Raw genomic sequence first — 17,344 nt, 5'->3', positions numbered from 1 at the left:
CACAATATACTTGCGCGCTCGAATTTTATCAATTAAGCTAGCTTTAAAATTAAGTTGCGCACAATCTAATTGCGAAAAATTATAATTAAGGACTAAAACAATGACAACACTCTACACAACTTCTGCGACTGCTACTGCGGGTCGTAACGGCCAAGTTTCTACTGATGACAATCTGCTTTCAGTAGCGTTGAGCTACCCTAAAGAGATGGGCGGAACAGGTGAAGCGACCAACCCAGAACAACTATTTGCTGCGGGTTACTCTGCGTGTTTCTCAAATGCTCTGCTTCACGTTGCAAAAGAGATGAAAATCAAAATCGCATCGGCGCCAACGACTGCAACAGTCGGTATTGGACCAAATGAAAACGGCGGCTTTGCTTTAACTGTTGCTCTATCGATTGAACTGGCTCTAGAGCAAGAACAAGCTGTGACGCTTGTGAAAACGGCGCACCAAGTTTGCCCTTACTCAAACGCGGTTCGTGGCAACATTGATGTGAAATTGTCGGTTAACGGACAAGCGCTTTAGCCGCTTCATCCCCCGCTAAAAAAATGTCCCGCACTAGGCGGGACATTTTTTATATGCGATAGAAAGCTTCTAGCTCTGAGTTGCTAACTCTTAAACGTATTCGAGAGCTCTTTCAGCGATGTTGCCAACTCAGCCTGCTCTTTCGCTGTTGCAGCAATTTGCGTTGCGCCTGTCGTAGATTCTGTCGACTTCTGCTCTACCGCGACAACGTTCTGAGCAATATCTTGAGTCACTACTGCTTGCTCTTCAGTTGCGGTTGCGATCTGCTCTGCCATGCTGAATATTTCGCTCACAGCCCCTGAAATATCTTGCAGGGTCTGTTCTACTCCTCGTGAGTCTTCAACCGCTCTTGAAGACATCTTCTTGCTGTTATCAATCACATTGAACGCTGTTTGCACGTCAGATTGTAGCGAGTTAATGAAGCCTTCAATTTCCGAAGTGGACTGTTGCGTACGCTGAGCCAAAGTACGAACTTCATCGGCTACGACAGCAAAACCACGACCTTGTTCACCAGCTCGAGCGGCTTCAATCGCTGCATTTAACGCTAACAAATTGGTTTGTTCGGCAACGGATTTAATCACATCAATCACACTGTTAATGTTGTTGCTACTTTCGTGTAGATGAGTGATTTTTTCAGCGAGGCCGTTAATCTCAGAAGCCAAGGTTTCTATCGACTCATAGGATTGTTGGACCGTGCTTAAACCTTGCTGTGATTGTTCATCAGCGATCTTCGCTGAGCTTGCCGTTTGCTGTGTTTTAGCCGCGACTTCATTCACCGTCGCTGATAGCTCTTCTGTTGCTGTCGCAATCAAGCCAATCTGGTCTTGCTGTTCAACTAAGGTGCTTGAGTTGTATTGGCAAGTTTGCGCCGTCTCTTCTGCTGCTGAAGCAAGTGTCAGGCTAGATTGAGATAGGTTATCGATAACTTGAGAAAACTTCTCTAATGTTTCATTAAGCGACGATGAGATTTGACCCAGCTCGCTATTACCTTCGTAAGTCGCACGAACGGTTAAGTCATTGTCATTTCGGACTTTAGAAAGCACTCGCGTTAGATCTTTAACTCGAGTCGTTAAATCAGTAATGGCTTTGAAGCTAACAAAAGTTGCGAACAAAGTGATCACAACAAACATCACAATGCTGCCCATCATTGCTGATTGAGCTTGCTGAGTTTTCTGATCCGTCAGTGTAATAAGAGACTCTGCTAACTGATTTTCAGTCTTCTTCAGCTGAACAATTCGTGCCGTCGATTGAGCAAACCAATAAACAGGATCGACATCAAAACCACTCATTTTCGATTCAGCCACATCACGAAGTTTTTCCACTTCAGCCACCGAGCGATCATTCAGTTGTTGTTTAAAGAAATCAACGTTATCTGGGTTACCAAAAACTTCAAAGTTCGCAAAATATGTATTTTGCTCGGTTACCAAAGAGATGAATTTAACCAGCATACCCGGGCCAAATTCATTTTTAGAAAAGGTGTTGTTGAGAACCGCACGTTCGATACCCGCACGCTCCTTGCCTTGTAGAAAGTTATAGTAGGCGATGGTTTCTGTCGTGATGGTAGCATCAGTACTTAGCTCAGCAATTAATGCAGATACACTCAATAACTTAGCATTAAGTTTGGTGTAGTAGCCTAATGCTTCAGAAAGCGGAATTGATTGAGAATCCACTCTATTGCGAATCGAAGTAATTTGGTTGAGACTTTGGCTGATTTCAGTATTCAGACGCGCGATCTGCGATAAGCCGATTTCTTCAGACTGCCAGTACTCGGTTCTTTGATTGCGTTTGCTGTCTGCGTTAATTCTTTGTGCTTTTAGCTCACTGCCAAACTTGTTTCCCTGTGACCCGATAAAACCAGCCGTCATACCACGCTCTTTCTGTAACTCGTGCACCAACTCACTGTACACAACCGACAAACGCGTAAGTTGGTTTAATGACGACATTTCACTGGTGGTTTCTACGCCTTTTGAAATGGCAGAAACACTAAGCCATAAAAACCCTAAGATCGGTAAGATAAGCAAAGCGATGATTTTTTGCTTAAATGACATATCGGTTAAATTCATTATTATTTCCCTAACAACTAACAAATCTTCTCAGTCATCGAATTTGGCTTCCTTCTAACGGGTGCGCCTTAATTGTGACTCTATAATTATTCAAGCTGACCTATGTAAACCATGACCTAACTACACAGTTCAGCGCAGAGGACGTTAACATTTAACCTTATAAAACTCATTGGTTTATGAATAAAACTGTTAACTATCTGACTTAACCAGACGAAAAATACGTGTAACAACATTTCTCTGACGCAGTGACTAAAAATTGACACGCACTGCATAATCACAAAGTGGTAGACCAGCACTCACTGTGTAACCCTTACCAAGCTATTCACTCACGAGCATCTATATATTCAGTCTCAAATATGTATACTGCCGAGCTTATTAAGTAGAAACTCGCAGTAAATATGCGACAACAGCTGAGAGGTATTTTTATGGATTGCCCCGCTTGCGAAGAACACATTGGATGGGAATGGGTAGAAGAGGAAGCAATCGAACCCAATGAAGAATTCGATTGCCCAGAGTGCAAAGAAACGCTGATGTACACCATCGATGAAGGTACCTATTACGGCGCACAACATAAAACCGTCGAAGTTGTTGATGATTAGAGTTTTTTATTACCGATTAATGCTATCGATCTTTGCGAGATTGCCGGAGTAACCAGACACTCCTTTACTAGAACGAGTGTTCATCTTAAAATATTGAACATATGTTCAGATTAATGAAGTAGATGTTATGGCCAAGACAGCGAAGTTCGATAGACAAGACGTTGTAGATAAAGCGACTAACCTGTATTGGGAAAAGGGCTTTCACGCAACTTCTATGCGCAATCTACAGGACGTGATTGATATGCGTCCCGGCAGTATTTATGCGGCTTTTGGCAGCAAAGAAGGCTTGTTTAAAGAGACATTGGCTCGCTATACCGAACTCGGCATTCACAATTTGAACCGCTTTCGCAGCGAAACCGACTCTCCAATCAAAGCACTAGAAAACTTCGTAAAACGTGCCGTTGTCGAATCGAAAAAAAGCGCGCCTAACGGCATGTGTATGCTGGCTAAAACAGTAGCTGAACTGACGGATGAGCACGCTGAATTATTAGAAGAAGCCAAGAAATCACTCAAAATAATGGAAGGCGAGTTCGCCAAACTGATTGCCGAAGCGCAAGAACTTGGTGAGATCAGCAAAGAACGCAAACCGACTCAACTTGCTCGCCACGTTCAGGTTCAAATTGCAGGGCTACGCACTTATGCAAAAACCTGCGATGACACAGAACTACTCAACTCAATGGTTGAAGACATCTTCAAGTACCACCCTTTTTAGCAACTGCGCGTATATAGGCTCAGATCTACAAAAAGACGCCCAAGTATTACTACTAATACTTGGGCGTCTTTTTATTTATTGCTTTTCGGCCAATCTTAAAGCCGATGGCTTTTATACTTTCCTCATAATCAACGCCTGCGCATTAAGCATCGCTTCCTTAGTACTGACATCTAAGGTTTTCACGTTCGCAAAGCGTTCGATCTCTTTAATTGCCACATCATGAGCAAAAATCACCAACCTCGCCCGCTCAATGTCTTTCTGTGTAATGCGATTGCCGATTCCGTTGGCCCCCTGCGTTTCGACTTTAATCCGAACCCCAAGATGATGAGCCGCCTTTTCCAAAGACTTAGCCGCAAGAAACGTATGAGCAACACCAGATGGACAAGAAGTGATCGCCAATACATCCGCTTGCCCTTCTTCCGTTATCGAGCCACCCGTAAACTGATTAGAACTTACTTCACCTTCGACCACGTTCTTTTTCAGTAGTATCACGATCAGAGCCGTCGTCAGTGCTCCTGCTAGTGTGCCGACGATATAGCCAATTTTGCCGTCAACCACCGGCAACACTATCCAGCCGCCCCATGGTGCATGGTTGATGACATGGAACATAAAGCCAACCACATTACCGACAATGCCACCAGCAACAACAGCAGGCAGAACTCGCGCAGGATCGGCGGCAGCAAAAGGAATCGCACCTTCACTGATGCCGATCATGCCCATAATACCCGCTGCTTTTCCGGCTTCGCGTTCGTCTCGTTTGAATTTCTTAGGTGATATGAAAGTGGCAAGCGCCATGCCTAATGGTGGCGTACAAATGGCAATACCGACGCCCCCCATTAGCCAAGGTTGAGTGTTCACCTGCGTTTGAGCAAACAGCGTCGCCACTTTGTTGATTGGGCCGCCCATATCAAAGGCCGTCATCGCCCCTAAAATACTGCCCAACACCACTTTTCCTGAGCCCGCCATGCCAGTCAGCATTTGGTTCATCTCAAGCATCACATACGCGATAGGAGAGCCAATCACCCACATCACCGCCCCACAGGTTACAAAGGTGCCGACTAATGGATAGATGAAAATCGAACTCAGCGAGATCATACTGTCTGGCAGTTTGATCTTCTTGAGCAAATTAACCACGAAACCTGCGAAGAAGCCGACCACAATTGCGCCAAGGAAGCCGGTACTGTACTGATTGACCGCGAGCCAAGAACCAATCATTCCGGGTGCTAAGCCCGGTTTGTCGGCCATTGAATATGCAATGTAACCACCGAGCACCGCGGTAAACAGGGTTAGCCCCGCGATACCCATTTGTGCTATGTCAGCAAGAACACCGCTCTCAGGCACAGCGCCATGGCCAGACATCATTACCGACAAAGACAAAAGCACACCGCCTGCGACCACAAATGGGATCATGTGTGAGGTACCGTATAACAAGTGTTCTTTGAGGCGATTAAGAGATTGTGCCCAAGGGCTGAGTGGCTCGACATACACTTCATGATGGCTTGAGGCATAACTATCAAACGATTCAGAATTGGCTTCGAGAAACAGCTCTTGAGCTTCCTCGACAGACTCCACCGCCTTTAATTTTGTAACAAAGCCATCTTCGATAAGTCTGGTCGAAATCTGAGCCAGTACCTCGATATGGTGGTCGTCGTTGTTGTCTGGTGAAGCGAGCATAAAGAACACATCCGACAACTCGCCGCCGTCTGCGCCATAATCGATGCCAGAGCGGCTGATACCTACCGCCACTGCTGGTTTAGCGACAGCAGTGCTTTTCGCGTGTGGAATCGCAATACCATCATCAAAGCCCGTATTGCCGATGGCCTCACGCTTCCAGATATCATCAAGGAACTCACTTTTATTGGAGAGCTTGCCTGCGCGGTCAAGCAGTTCGACAAGCTCTTCAAATACCGCCTGTTTAGAGTCTGCCTTTAAATCCAGACAGATAATCTCCGGCTCTATAATGTCAGTGATGTCCATGTGCTGCCTCGTCCGAGTACCAATTTAGGTAAATGAGATAAAGAGGTTAATAATATGAAAAGACTAACGAGGCAAGGCCGCTCGATATATAGGACGAAAGGTGCATTAACTGGATAATTGTAACCAAGAAGCAAGAGTGTGACGTTCACCTTTGAATTAAAAACGGGAATCCATAAACTTCCTAGATTCAGATAGTCCTATCGATCCAAGTAAACTGTCGATCTAAGCACACCGAGAATAATAATGAGAATTGTAGCGGTAACTGCGTGCCCTACAGGCATTGCGCACACCTATATGGCAGCTGATGCACTAAATAAAACAGCCCCAAAATTCAATGTTTCAATCAAGGTTGAGACTCAAGGCGCTATGGGGATTGAAAACTTACTGACAGGCCAGGATATTACCCTCGCAGACAAAGTGTTGATCGTCTCTGATATCGACATCGAACAACCAAGTCGATTTGACCCAGCGAAAACCGTATTCATTCCAATGGAAGAGGTGTTATTGAGTGTCGATAAAGTCTTTATCAAGCATTGTCGAACTTAAACCTTTCATGAATGAATATCAGATCACCTTCTTCGTTGACGATCCTGCCGCGAACTCACACGTCGCGCAGCCGTTGACTCGTTTAGCGAAGAAGTTCAAAAGCAACATCCGCATTATCAACATCACTCAAAATCGAACCGCTGATCTCTCCAAATCTGTCGCGATGTTACAAGTGGGTTTACTCCGGGGGGATTTATGCCAGATAACCGCAGTAGGTATTGATGCTGAACTCGCATGTTTTGTAATAAAAGACGTGATTGCTGAGCATTACGACATGGTTGGCTCACAAGTGAATCATGAGTTCTCGAACGACTTAATCCAGCGTATGCCTCAGATATGCCCGCCTTGTGACATCAAGTGGCACCACGCTAAGGCGCAAACTCAACTGACAAAATTTGAGTGCTTGAAAGGGCTCGCTCACCTCGTTTATCCAGAAGATCCAGATGAGCTGATTTTGGCTTTCATTAAGCGAGAAGAACGCTCTTCAACCTGCGTGTCACCAGGTATCGCACTGCCACATGTGATGTTTGAATCTACTCAAGATCTCTCGATCGCGGTGATCGTCAGTGACAACCCGATTGACTGGGCATCTCAAATTGGCCAAGTACACGTAGCTATCGCTTTAGTACTGCCAACCAAGCCGCAACGTGAACACATTGTGGCGACGACCAACCTAACTAGAAACCTACTTCACGATCAGGTCAACGAGCGTTTGCAAAAGACTCGAAGCAGTGTCGATTTACAAGCCTTGCTGATGTATATCTCATCTCGCCTGCTGTAAGGCTACTCACTCCAAAAGACGGCTCAACAAAAAAATACGCTCCGACTTAAAAAGACGGCTTAACTAAATAGAGCCACGATATTCGGTCGGCGTTCTACCGGTGCGATTCTTAAACACGCGGCAGAAGTAGTTCACATCTTTAAAGCCACAACGTAGTGCCACTTCATTGAGTTTGAAGTTGTACTTCTTAAGCATAAACTTAGCGCGATCGACCCGCACGCGGGTAATGTACTCTGCTAGCGTCATGTGGCCTTGCTGACGGAACATTCGCGACAAGTGATTGGATGAGATGCTAAAGCGTGAGGCAATGCTGTCTCGGGTGATCTGGCGGTGGAAGTTTTCTTGAATGTAGATACAAATCCCCTGATACACATCCTGTACTCGGCTATGAGATTTTTCTACGGGCGCTTCCAGCATGGTTTTACTGTATTGCAGTAGAGCTTGCAGCAATAACTCGTCCATCGGCTGCTTGTTACTCTCTCTCGCTAACGAGCTAAGCGCCTCCAAAATATTATCAATCGCAAAACCAGAGCGAGTCTGAATACTGTGCTTTTGAATATCGTAAAAGCTCTCCTCGCCTTTGCGCTTGCTCACCAAGCTTAAACCAAGCTGACGACGACCAAACAACATGCTCAACACCGAGCAGTCTGTATCCCAGTTTGGCTTGTTCCAGCAGTTGGGTGGGATGAAAATCGCGTCTCCGGCTTTGGCGATAACGTTGGTTATTTTGCGATCATGACTCTCCATTTCATTAATATACTCTCCGTCTAGCACTAGCTCTAAGCGCGGAAAGTTCACCTGATAACTGCACGCTGAAGGCGTGTGAAAATCTCCAGCAAACCAGATGTTATGAAACGGTTCTCGCTCATTTAATACAGACGAGATTAAGTCATGAAATATCATTATTCGAACTCTAATGGGCAGCAATAAGGCTACGGGAATAGATATACCCCTTAGTGAAACATAGCGCTATTGAGCAAAATCACAATTTGAGATCTAGGCTACAAAAATCCAGTCACGGAAATAAATTTCCAGTAAAGAAACTGAACTAGAACGTTCCTGCTCTGATAAACAAATACGCTGTATCCCTTATAAATAAAAGCCTCAACACATCTTAAACTCTGTCAACACCGCCCTTAAAACAGCCACTCGACCGATCAAAATCACACTCCACTTATAACGCAACAATCATCCAGTAAATGCGTTTTTTCTTCACTACAGAAGGTAAGCCGTAGATTCCAGAATACCCCTAACAAAATAAAAACAGAGTAGGGGTTCATTATGATCACGACATTGATCAATCAAGATTTGATTAAGCTTTCGCTTAGCGCTAATTCAAAAGAAGACGTATTTAAAGAGCTTATAGACGTGCTTTACACACAAGGCCGAATTTCAGACAAAGTACAGTTTCTTGCCGACATTAAGGCGAGAGAAGAACAAGGTAATACCGGATTTGAAGAAGGCATTGCCCTACCACATGCGAAAAGCAGCGCGGTGATCAAACCCGCGGTTGTTATCGGCGTCCACAAGCAGGGTATCGAGTACGGCGCCGATGACGGCCAACCATCAAAACTCTTCTTCATGATTGCGTCTCCAGATGGCGGCGATGATCACCACATCGAAGTATTGGCAGAGCTTTCTTCAAAACTGATTGAAGAAGGCTTTATCGAAAGCTTCATGAATGCTCAATCTGAACAAGAAGCATTAGAACTACTGCTTACCAAACCTGAGCCTTCAGAAGCGGAAACCAACGTTAAGAAACAAGGTTTCATCATTGGTGTCACTGGCTGCCCAGCTGGCGTTGCACACACTTATTTGGCAGCTGAAGCGCTAGAGAAAGGCGCAGCGGCTCTTGGCTACGACATCAAGGTCGAAACTAACGGTTCTATTGGTGTTAAAAACAGCCCGACTCAAGAAGAGATCGAACGTGCAGACGCGATTGTCGTGGCTTGTGATAAACAGGTCGACATGGCTCGCTTTACCGGAAAACGCGTCATCAGCACCAACGTAAAAGCACCAATCAAAGACGCACAAAGCTTGATCAAGCAAGCACTCAACGCGCCAAGCTATCAAGCAGAACAAACGCCGGCCAACCAATCCGTTGTAGAAAAAGCCTCACAAGCGCGTTCAGACCTTTATCGTTACCTGATGAATGGCGTATCACACATGATCCCATTCGTAGTCACTGGCGGCCTATTGATTGCCCTTGCACTGGCGATTGGCGGCGAGCCAAGTGAATCTGGCATGGCGATTCCTGCTGGCAGCATGTGGAACCAAATCCTAGAAGTGGGCGTGGTTGCCTTCACATTGATGATCCCAATCTTGGCTGGCTACATTGCTTACGCGATTGCTGACCGCCCTGCTCTAACCCCTGGCCTTATCGGTGGTTGGATTGCTAACAACGGCTCTTTCTATGGCGCTGACGCAGGTACAGGCTTCATTGGCGCGATCATCGCCGGTCTATTAGTGGGTTACTTCGTTAAATGGATTACCTCATTTAACTACCACAAATTCGTTCAACCGCTTGTGCCTATCATGATCGCTCCGATCACTGGCTCTTTGTTCATCGCAGGTCTGTTCATTTTTGTTATCGGCGCACCTATCGCTGGGCTGATGGATGCTCTTACTGCACTACTAACGAGCATGAGTACAGGCAACGTGGTTCTGCTAGGCATCGTACTGGGTGGTATGGCTGGTTTCGATATGGGCGGTCCATTCAACAAGGTGGCATTCCTTTTCTCGGTCGGCATGATTGCCAGCGGTCAAACTCAATTCATGGGTGCGATGGCGTGTGCAATTCCTGTGGCTCCACTGGGTATGGCCATCGCAACCAGACTTGGCCGCAAGTTCGACCTGTTTGAATCTTCTGAAATCGAAGCAGGTAAAGCTGCAGGCGCAATGGGCTTAGTGGGTATCTCTGAAGGTGCGATTCCTTTCGCGGCTCAAGATCCGATGTCGGTTATCCCTGCCAACGTACTTGGTTCAATGACTGCCGCTGTTATGGCGTTCTCATTTGGTATCACCAACAGCGTTGCGCACGGTGGTCCAGTAGTCGCTCTACTTGGCGCTATGAACTACCCAATGCTGGCACTGCTGTGCATGGCATCTGGCGCGGGCGTAACTGCGGTTACTTGTATCGCGCTTAAAAATCTACGTAAAGCCAAGTTAACAACAGCAGCGGCTTAAGCCATTTCAACTCCAATGGCTTGAGGCCTTCTACTCGCATTTCAATAAGTCGAGTAGAGCTCAAGCCATGTTTCCCTTCATGGTGATTTCGATGTCTGATTTTTCTTTAGCGAACGACTCGTTCGTACAACGCTTTTTTTATCCTATGACCAACGTGATTCAAAACTACGCGTGGGGTAGCCCTTCTTCGTTCAGCCAACTGTTTGGTATTGATAACCAATCTGGAGAGCCGCAAGCGGAGATCTGGATGGGGGCTCACCCGAATGGTTGTTCGATGGTCACCGACAATGGTCAGCAAACCACATTGTCGAACCTGATTTCGAAGAATCTAAGCCTGTTTCTAAGCGAAAAAGTAGCAAGTCGTTTTGGTGAGCTGCCATATCTATTCAAGGTGTTAGCAGCAGAGAAAGCGCTATCGGTGCAAGTTCACCCGAACAAGCAACAAGCGGAATCTGGCTACGCTCTTGAAGAGCAGCAAGGCATTCCGATAACGGCTGGCAATCGTAATTACAAGGATGCCAACCACAAGCCAGAACTGGTGTATGCCCTAACTGACTACACCGCGATGAATGGTTTTAGATCAATCAGCGAGATTCTTGAGCACTTCCATTACCTTGATATTCCAGAGCTGCATTCGATGGTCAATGACCTAGAGGGCGACCAAACGCCCAATGGATTAGCGAGCTTCTTCGCGAGCTTATTGTCTTTGCAAGGAGAACAAAAAGGCATGGCGCTGACCATGTTGCTGATGAAGGCGAAGCTTTCAGATACACCTGTGTTCCAGTTGATTTCAGAACTGGAAGAGCAATACCCGGGTGATGTCGGGTTGTTTGCTCCACTGCTATTGAACGTGATCACTCTAAAGCCGGGGCAAGCCATGTATCTAGATGCCGAGACTCCCCACGCTTACATTAGAGGTACGGGCTTAGAAATCATGGCGAACTCAGACAATGTACTCCGCGCAGGGTTGACACCTAAGTACATGGATATCAATGAATTAGTCTCTTGTACTCAATTCAATGAAAAGCCGGCGGATAGGTTACTGCTCAGCCCAATAGAGCAAGGTGATGTGATGGAATACCAAATTCCAGTTGAGGATTTTAAGTTCTCTATCGTGCAGAATTCTCACCAAAGAAAAATCACCACCGAAGGTGCAGAAATCCTATTACCGCTCGACGAATCCATGGTGCTCACTCATCAATGTGGTGAAACCTGCGTGATAGAGAAAGGCCAGTCGGTGTTTATTCCTGCTTATGCTGAGAGTTACAAGCTAGACTGCGTTGGACGTGTGGCGCGCGCTTACAGCTAGATCCATCACCACTAATCACACACTATCCATGCCCTGCTTTTGCGGGGCATTTTTGTTCCTGCAGAAAGTTATTTCAACACCGAAATACACCATCAAATATGACCCACCTCACACTGCATTAATGATGCAAATCACACTTAATTTTGCTTGGTACAAATGTACAGTGAAGGGCTTTTATTTGCTATTTCGCGAATCGGGTTAATCCATTAATTTTAATTCAAGAACTTCAATAGTGAATGAGTTAATAAATGATCACACAGCTAACCAACGTCAACTTAATTAATAACAACCTTCAAGCGAATAATAAAAAAGAACTGTTTGAAGAATTGGCAGGCATGTTATTTGAAAACAACCGAATCAGTAATAAAGAAGCCTTCTTGGCAGACATCGAAATTCGTGAATCTCAAAGCATCACTTCTATGGACGGCATCGCTTACCCACACTCAAAAAGCAAGGCTGTCACTGAGCCGGCAATCGCTGTCGGTGTTAAGCGCAAAGGCATTGAGTATGGCGATGAAGACGGCATTAACCCAACCGTATTTTTTATGATTGCATCACCAGATAACGGTGCTGACCATCATATTTATGTACTACAAGAACTGTTTGGAAAATTCAGCGATGAATTTATTCAAGATATACATAACGCAAAAGACGAACAACAAATCCTTAATATTTTAATTAATTCATAAGGCGTAGAAAATTATGAGCACCCTAACAACTCAAGCTACGAATACCAGTAGTAACTCTAATAACAAAAACAGTAGTAGCGACTTTAAAAAAATCCTTAGCACCATGAAAGGCCACCTGCTTTTCGGAACCTCACACATGCTGCCTTTCATCGTAGCCGGTGGTGTTCTATTGGCTTTAGCGGTAATGGCATCAGGCAAAGGTGCTGTACCTGCAGACGGCCTGCTAGCAGACATCTCTAATATCGGTATCAAAGGCCTTGTTCTTTTCCCAATCATTCTTGGCGGCTTTATTGGTTACTCAATTGCAGATAAACCGGCACTGGCACCTGCGATGATCTCTTCTGGCATCATGGCTGACATGGGCGGCGGCTTCCTTGGTTGTATCGTGGCTGGCTTTATCGCCGGTGGCGTGGTGTTCCAGCTTAAGAAAATCCCACTTTCTACCAACATGACCGCGCTAGGTGCTTACTTCATCTATCCGCTTCTAGGTACGTTAATCTCTGCCGGCATCGTACTGTGGGGTATCGGCGAGCCAATCAAACTGTTCATGTCTTCAATGAACGAGTTCCTAGCTTCAATGGCTGGCGCGTCTAAGATGGTTCTGGGCACAATCCTTGGTGGTATGACTGCGTTTGATATGGGCGGTCCTATCAACAAAGTAGCGACCCTATTTGCTCAAACTCAAGTAGACACGCAACCTTGGCTAATGGGCGGCGTAGGCATCGCGATTTGTACACCACCTCTAGGCATGGCACTGGCGACGTTCCTATTCAAAAATAAGTTCTCTAAACAAGAGCAAGAAGCAGGTAAAGCAGCGGCAATCATGGGTTCTATCGGTATCTCTGAGGGTGCTATCCCGTTCGCAGCGAACGACCCAATGCGCGTACTTCCTTCAATCGTTGCCGGTGGTATCGTGGGCTGTGTATTCGGCTTCATGACAGACGTTCTACTACACGCACCTTGGGGCGGCCTAATCACAGCGCCAGTATCAAGCAACATTCCAATGTACGTGGTCGGTATTGCACTTGGCTCGCTAACCACAGCGGTTATCGTTGGCTTCTGGAAACCTGTCGCGGTTGAAACCGAAGAAGACATGGTTGAAGCGCCAGTACAAGCTCAAACAGCGCCTGTAGCCGGCGAAGGCGAGTACGACATCGTAGCCGTAACATGTTGCCCTTCTGGTGTTGCACACACCTTCATGGCTGCGAAAGCACTGGAAAAAGCAGGCTTAGCAGCAGGCCTTAAGATTAAGGTAGAAACTCAAGGTCAAAACGGTATTCAGAACCGCATCAGCGACCTAGATGTAGCGAACGCGAAGCTAGTTATCTTGGCTCACGATATTCAAGTGAAAGACGCTCACCGCTTTGCTAACGCGAACGTGATTGAGTGTTCAACGAAAGAAGCGATGAAGAAAGCCGCGGACATGGTGGCTATTTAAAACCTGAAACAAGTTAGAAGATAAAATTACTACCCCCTAGTAACTAAAATCCCCATTCGCCTTGTCTGCGAATGGGGATTTTATATTTATATAATGTTCAAAGCTTTTTACTGCTTGATATAAAGATCTTTAGAGTAGATACGCCCTTCAACGTTATTCTTCGCAAAGCCGCCAACACTTGGTCGCACTAGGCGAGCCTGCATGTAGTAGTAGATTGGCGCGATAGGCATATCTTCAGCCAGTAACTGCTCCGCTTGGTCATAGAAACCTTGGCGTTCTTGCTCATTAGTTGCAGCCAATGCGCTATCCATTGCTGCGTCGTACTTGTCGTTGTTGTAACGAGCAAAATTACCTGAAGATTCAGAACGCAGAAGGCTTAAGAAGGTCGACGCTTCATTGTAATCACCACACCAAGACGCTCGCATCACATCAAAATCACCTTGTCGACGTGATACTAAGTAAGACTTCCACTCTTGGTTTTCCAACTCAACTTGCGCGCCTAGATTGCTTTTCAGCATGGATGCAATCGCCACCGCAATCGACTTATTCGATTCACTGGTGTTGTAAAGCAATTTAAAATCTAGCGGGTTAGAAGCATCGTACCCGGCTTCTCTCAACAACTCTTTCGCCTTTTGGTCACGGTCCCTTTGAATCCATGTACTGTACTCAGGTTGAGTGGCATCAAAACCTGCCGTGTATTCATGAGCAAAGGTATAAGCCGGTAAGTTACCTACTTGAGTCACGCCATTAGTAATCACATTACGCATCATGGAATAAGACACCGCTTTACGCACTCGCGCATCATCAAACGGAGGGCGCGTGGTATTGAACGCGTAATAGTATGTACACAATAAAGGTACCGCTGTATACGCGTCTTGATATTTCATTTTTAGCTGCTGCGCCATGTGTGTCGGCACATCAGACGTGATATCGACCTCGCCCACCGCATAGCGATTAATCGACGCATTCTGGTTCTCAAACGGAATGTAAGTCACTTGGGTTAAGTGCGTATCTGAACTGTCCCAATAGTTAGGGTTCTTCTCCAGTTCAATGCGCTCGTTAACCACCCACTCGCCTAAAACAAACGCACCATTACCAACAAACTGCTTCGGATCGCTCCACGGCTTATCGCTGTTTTCTAGCGTAGCCTTGTGAACGGGCATCATTGAAGTGTGGCCTGTCATCGCCACAAAGTATGGCACTTTGCTATCGAGTTCGAATTTCACCGTGTGCTTATCAACCGCCGAGATACCGAGCTCTTCAACGGGCTTCTTACCTTCTGCCACATCAGCGATGTTGTTGATTTGAGTCAGCTTAAGATACCAAACATTCGGCGAAGCGAGTTTCGGATCGACCGCGCGTCTTATCGCATACACGAAATCATCGGCCGTCACCGGATCGCCATTCGACCATTTAGCATCTTTACGCAAGTGGAATACAAACGTCTGGTTGTCTTCGGTTTCCCAAGATTCCGCAACACCTGGAGTGATGTTGCCATCGCGATCTTGAATAACTAAACCTTCAAATAGGTCACGTAGAATGTGCATTTCAGGCAAACCTTCTGCCTTTGCCGGATCGAGTGTCGCAGCTTCTGCATCATTGGCTCGCACCAAATGTTGGTCTTTTGCCAGTGAAACACCAGCAGGTAAGGTTTCAGCAACGGCAGTCACTGAGATAAAAGGGGTCAATAAAGATGAAATGAGTAAAGCCGTTGAATGTTTCTTAAAATCCATGTTTTTTTGCTCTCCTAGCCTATCTTTGAAGCAAAGTAATAAAATTAACAATGCGACGGTTGACGAGTTTTGACGCTATGGTTTATTTAAAGGGGTTCATCTAATGGACTTGGTTAATGATTAATATAGCCAATAGTGAATACTTGATAGTACTTGATCAATCAGGAGATTAAGGTGAGTTTAATTCCAAGAACGGAAAGAGCTGCGTTTTCAATAAAGCCGCTGTCATATGGAAAATCGGTGTTGGGTGCACCCTTACTCTACTTCCCCGCACAAATAGAAAGTGAATTTCGCGGGCTGATTTTAGCAGGCACACACGGCGATGAGACCGCTTCTATTGCAGGATTATCTTGTGCGCTAAGAAGCTTGCCAGCGGCCAATTTACGACACGATGTGATCTTATCGATGAACCCTGACGGCAATCAACTAGGCACTCGCGCCAACGCAAACCAAGTCGATCTAAACCGCGCTTTCCCTACGCAAAACTGGACAGAAAACGACACCGTCTATCGCTGGAGTTCACACACACCAGTCAGAGATGTAAAAGTTAAAACCGGCCAAGCCGATCAGCTTGAACCGGAAGTGCAGTCGCTCATTAACCTCATTGAGCAGCGCCAACCCAAGTTCGTCATCTCTTTCCACGAACCACTCGCCATGGTCGACGACCCAACCCAATCTGAACTCGCCATTTGGCTAGGCAAGCAGTTCAACCTACCGCTCGTTGAAGACGTTGATTACGAAACCCCAGGCTCATTCGGCACTTGGTGCCAAGAAAGAAACCTATCGTGTATTACCGTAGAGCTGCCGCCAGTGTCTGCGGATCTGACTATCGAGCAGTATTTGGAGGCATTTGTGGCGATGTTGAGGTGTGAGGGAACTTTAAATATAGTTACCAGTGAATAGAAACGAGTTGATATTTTTCACGCACCAAGTATCGCTATACATGCGTAACTTTCGCAAACTAAAAAGCCAGATTCCACTAGGATATTGAAATCTGACCTTACTAATTGCTTATCAAGCAAACACTTTAAATGGACGATCCAACTAGTGGCACTAATAGTTAATCATTTGGCTTTCTTAACAACTCCTTGATTTCGCTAAGCTCTGATTTAAGTTCAGCGATCTCTTCCATAAGGTTATCGTTGTTATCACTTGCCATTTCATCTACAAAAATAGCATTAGCAAGAGAAAGAGCAATAAAGCCACCTAAAACTAAAACCACTATAACAAATGTATTTACAGCATAATAAGCATAAGGTTGATTGAGTTCTTTTGCTGCTTCTGGCACCGCTCCCCAGTTTTCTATCGTAAAAATTCCAAAGATAGTATTCATTGAACGCAGCGGATCACCAAAGTACTCAGGAATTACATTAGAAAACAGCGTAAAACCTAATAGAGAGAAAAACAGCAACTGCACAGCTAGTAATATCAAAACAGCTTTGGATGCCTTTAAAGCTCTTATAAGACCGTTAACAATATGCTCAGTATTTGGCATAAGTCTGATAATTTTTATAAGCGATATTATTCTGAAAATCCTTAGGTAGATAACGCTCCCAAGAGCTTCATTTGGTAAGAACAAGAAAATCGAGCTTATTATTACTATCGAGAAATCAAATTTATTGCCAAAAGTCGAGATGTATTTTCGCCAAGTTTGTTCTTTGATCTTGAAAAATGCTTCAAGAAAAAAGTAAGCAACAACTAGCCAATTTAAAGCGTGTATAAGTGCTGAATTACTATAACTACTAAAAAAGGCTAGTATTACAGCCATAACGATAGCTATAGCGTTGT

15 protein-coding genes are annotated in these 17,344 nt (G+C 45.4%); 10 read left to right on the top strand and 5 right to left on the bottom strand.

Going from position 1 to position 17,344, the window contains the following annotated elements; all coding sequences use genetic code 11:
* Nucleotides 1-100: 100 nt before the first annotated feature.
* Nucleotides 101-523, top strand: coding sequence for an organic hydroperoxide resistance protein (locus AB4513_RS00415; protein WP_065678968.1), 423 nt, complete (start codon nucleotides 101-103; stop codon nucleotides 521-523).
* An 83-nt stretch (nucleotides 524-606) separates the two neighbouring features.
* Here AB4513_RS00415 and AB4513_RS00410 read toward each other — a convergent pair whose 3' ends face one another.
* Nucleotides 607-2,586, bottom strand: a complete 1,980-nt coding sequence (locus tag AB4513_RS00410) for a methyl-accepting chemotaxis protein (RefSeq protein WP_102250183.1) — start codon at nucleotides 2,584-2,586, stop codon at nucleotides 607-609.
* Between the two features lie 425 nt (nucleotides 2,587-3,011).
* Between AB4513_RS00410 and AB4513_RS00405 the strand changes: the two genes are divergently transcribed.
* Both AB4513_RS00405 and AB4513_RS00400 read left to right on the top strand, forming a co-directional pair.
* Nucleotides 3,012-3,185, top strand: coding sequence for a hypothetical protein (locus AB4513_RS00405; RefSeq protein ID WP_012601113.1), 174 nt, complete (start codon nucleotides 3,012-3,014; stop codon nucleotides 3,183-3,185).
* A 127-nt stretch (nucleotides 3,186-3,312) separates the two neighbouring features.
* Nucleotides 3,313-3,897, top strand: coding sequence for a TetR/AcrR family transcriptional regulator (locus AB4513_RS00400; protein WP_017103505.1), 585 nt, complete (start codon nucleotides 3,313-3,315; stop codon nucleotides 3,895-3,897).
* Nucleotides 3,898-4,008: 111 nt separating this feature from the next.
* Here AB4513_RS00400 and AB4513_RS00395 read toward each other — a convergent pair whose 3' ends face one another.
* Complete coding sequence (locus AB4513_RS00395) at nucleotides 4,009-5,874, bottom strand: fructose-specific PTS transporter subunit EIIC (RefSeq protein WP_102258254.1); 1,866 nt, start codon at nucleotides 5,872-5,874, stop codon at nucleotides 4,009-4,011.
* Between the two features lie 243 nt (nucleotides 5,875-6,117).
* Here AB4513_RS00395 and AB4513_RS00390 point away from each other — a divergent pair, with 243 nt between their 5' ends.
* Complete coding sequence (locus AB4513_RS00390; RefSeq protein ID WP_009846233.1) at nucleotides 6,118-6,420, top strand: PTS fructose transporter subunit IIB; 303 nt, start codon at nucleotides 6,118-6,120, stop codon at nucleotides 6,418-6,420.
* A 7-nt stretch (nucleotides 6,421-6,427) separates the two neighbouring features.
* Nucleotides 6,428-7,201, top strand: coding sequence for a PTS sugar transporter subunit IIA (locus AB4513_RS00385; protein ID WP_102258255.1), 774 nt, complete (start codon nucleotides 6,428-6,430; stop codon nucleotides 7,199-7,201).
* A 63-nt stretch (nucleotides 7,202-7,264) separates the two neighbouring features.
* Here AB4513_RS00385 and AB4513_RS00380 read toward each other — a convergent pair whose 3' ends face one another.
* Nucleotides 7,265-8,104: a helix-turn-helix transcriptional regulator gene (locus tag AB4513_RS00380; protein WP_009846231.1), complete on the bottom strand. Its 840-nt coding sequence runs from the start codon at nucleotides 8,102-8,104 to the stop codon at nucleotides 7,265-7,267.
* A 378-nt stretch (nucleotides 8,105-8,482) separates the two neighbouring features.
* On the opposite strand from AB4513_RS00380, the gene AB4513_RS00375 reads away from it, so the two are divergent.
* The 4 genes from AB4513_RS00375 to AB4513_RS00360 all read left to right on the top strand — a co-directional run bounded on the left by AB4513_RS00375 (nucleotide 8,483) and on the right by AB4513_RS00360 (nucleotide 13,823).
* Nucleotides 8,483-10,387 carry a fructose-specific PTS transporter subunit EIIC gene (locus AB4513_RS00375; protein WP_102258256.1) on the top strand — a complete coding sequence of 635 codons (1,905 nt, stop codon included), beginning with the start codon at nucleotides 8,483-8,485 and terminating at the stop codon, nucleotides 10,385-10,387.
* Nucleotides 10,388-10,478: 91 nt separating this feature from the next.
* Entirely contained in the window at nucleotides 10,479-11,696 is a 1,218-nt protein-coding gene (gene manA, locus AB4513_RS00370) for a mannose-6-phosphate isomerase, class I (protein ID WP_102258257.1), read from the top strand.
* A 248-nt stretch (nucleotides 11,697-11,944) separates the two neighbouring features.
* The gene (locus AB4513_RS00365) at nucleotides 11,945-12,385 is read left to right on the top strand and encodes a PTS sugar transporter subunit IIA (RefSeq protein ID WP_017103500.1); all 441 of its coding nucleotides are present in this window, start codon (nucleotides 11,945-11,947) and stop codon (nucleotides 12,383-12,385) included.
* A gap of 13 nt (nucleotides 12,386-12,398) precedes the next feature.
* Nucleotides 12,399-13,823, top strand: a complete 1,425-nt coding sequence (locus tag AB4513_RS00360) for a fructose-specific PTS transporter subunit EIIC (RefSeq protein ID WP_102258258.1) — start codon at nucleotides 12,399-12,401, stop codon at nucleotides 13,821-13,823.
* Between the two features lie 107 nt (nucleotides 13,824-13,930).
* Here the strand turns inward: AB4513_RS00360 and AB4513_RS00355 are convergent, their stop codons facing one another.
* Complete coding sequence (locus AB4513_RS00355) at nucleotides 13,931-15,556, bottom strand: ABC transporter substrate-binding protein (protein WP_102258259.1); 1,626 nt, start codon at nucleotides 15,554-15,556, stop codon at nucleotides 13,931-13,933.
* A 174-nt stretch (nucleotides 15,557-15,730) separates the two neighbouring features.
* On the opposite strand from AB4513_RS00355, the gene mpaA reads away from it, so the two are divergent.
* Complete coding sequence (gene mpaA / locus AB4513_RS00350) at nucleotides 15,731-16,459, top strand: murein tripeptide amidase MpaA (protein WP_102258260.1); 729 nt, start codon at nucleotides 15,731-15,733, stop codon at nucleotides 16,457-16,459.
* Between the two features lie 157 nt (nucleotides 16,460-16,616).
* Here the strand turns inward: mpaA and AB4513_RS00345 are convergent, their stop codons facing one another.
* Nucleotides 16,617-17,324: an ion transporter gene (locus tag AB4513_RS00345; RefSeq protein ID WP_240798336.1), complete on the bottom strand. Its 708-nt coding sequence runs from the start codon at nucleotides 17,322-17,324 to the stop codon at nucleotides 16,617-16,619.
* Nucleotides 17,325-17,344 lie beyond the last annotated feature (20 nt).

This window comes from Vibrio sp. 10N.222.54.E6 (assembly GCF_041473955.1).
GTDB classification, from domain to species: Bacteria; Pseudomonadota; Gammaproteobacteria; order Enterobacterales; family Vibrionaceae; genus Vibrio; species Vibrio tasmaniensis_A.
This window is presented reverse-complemented; position numbering and strand designations above follow the sequence as displayed.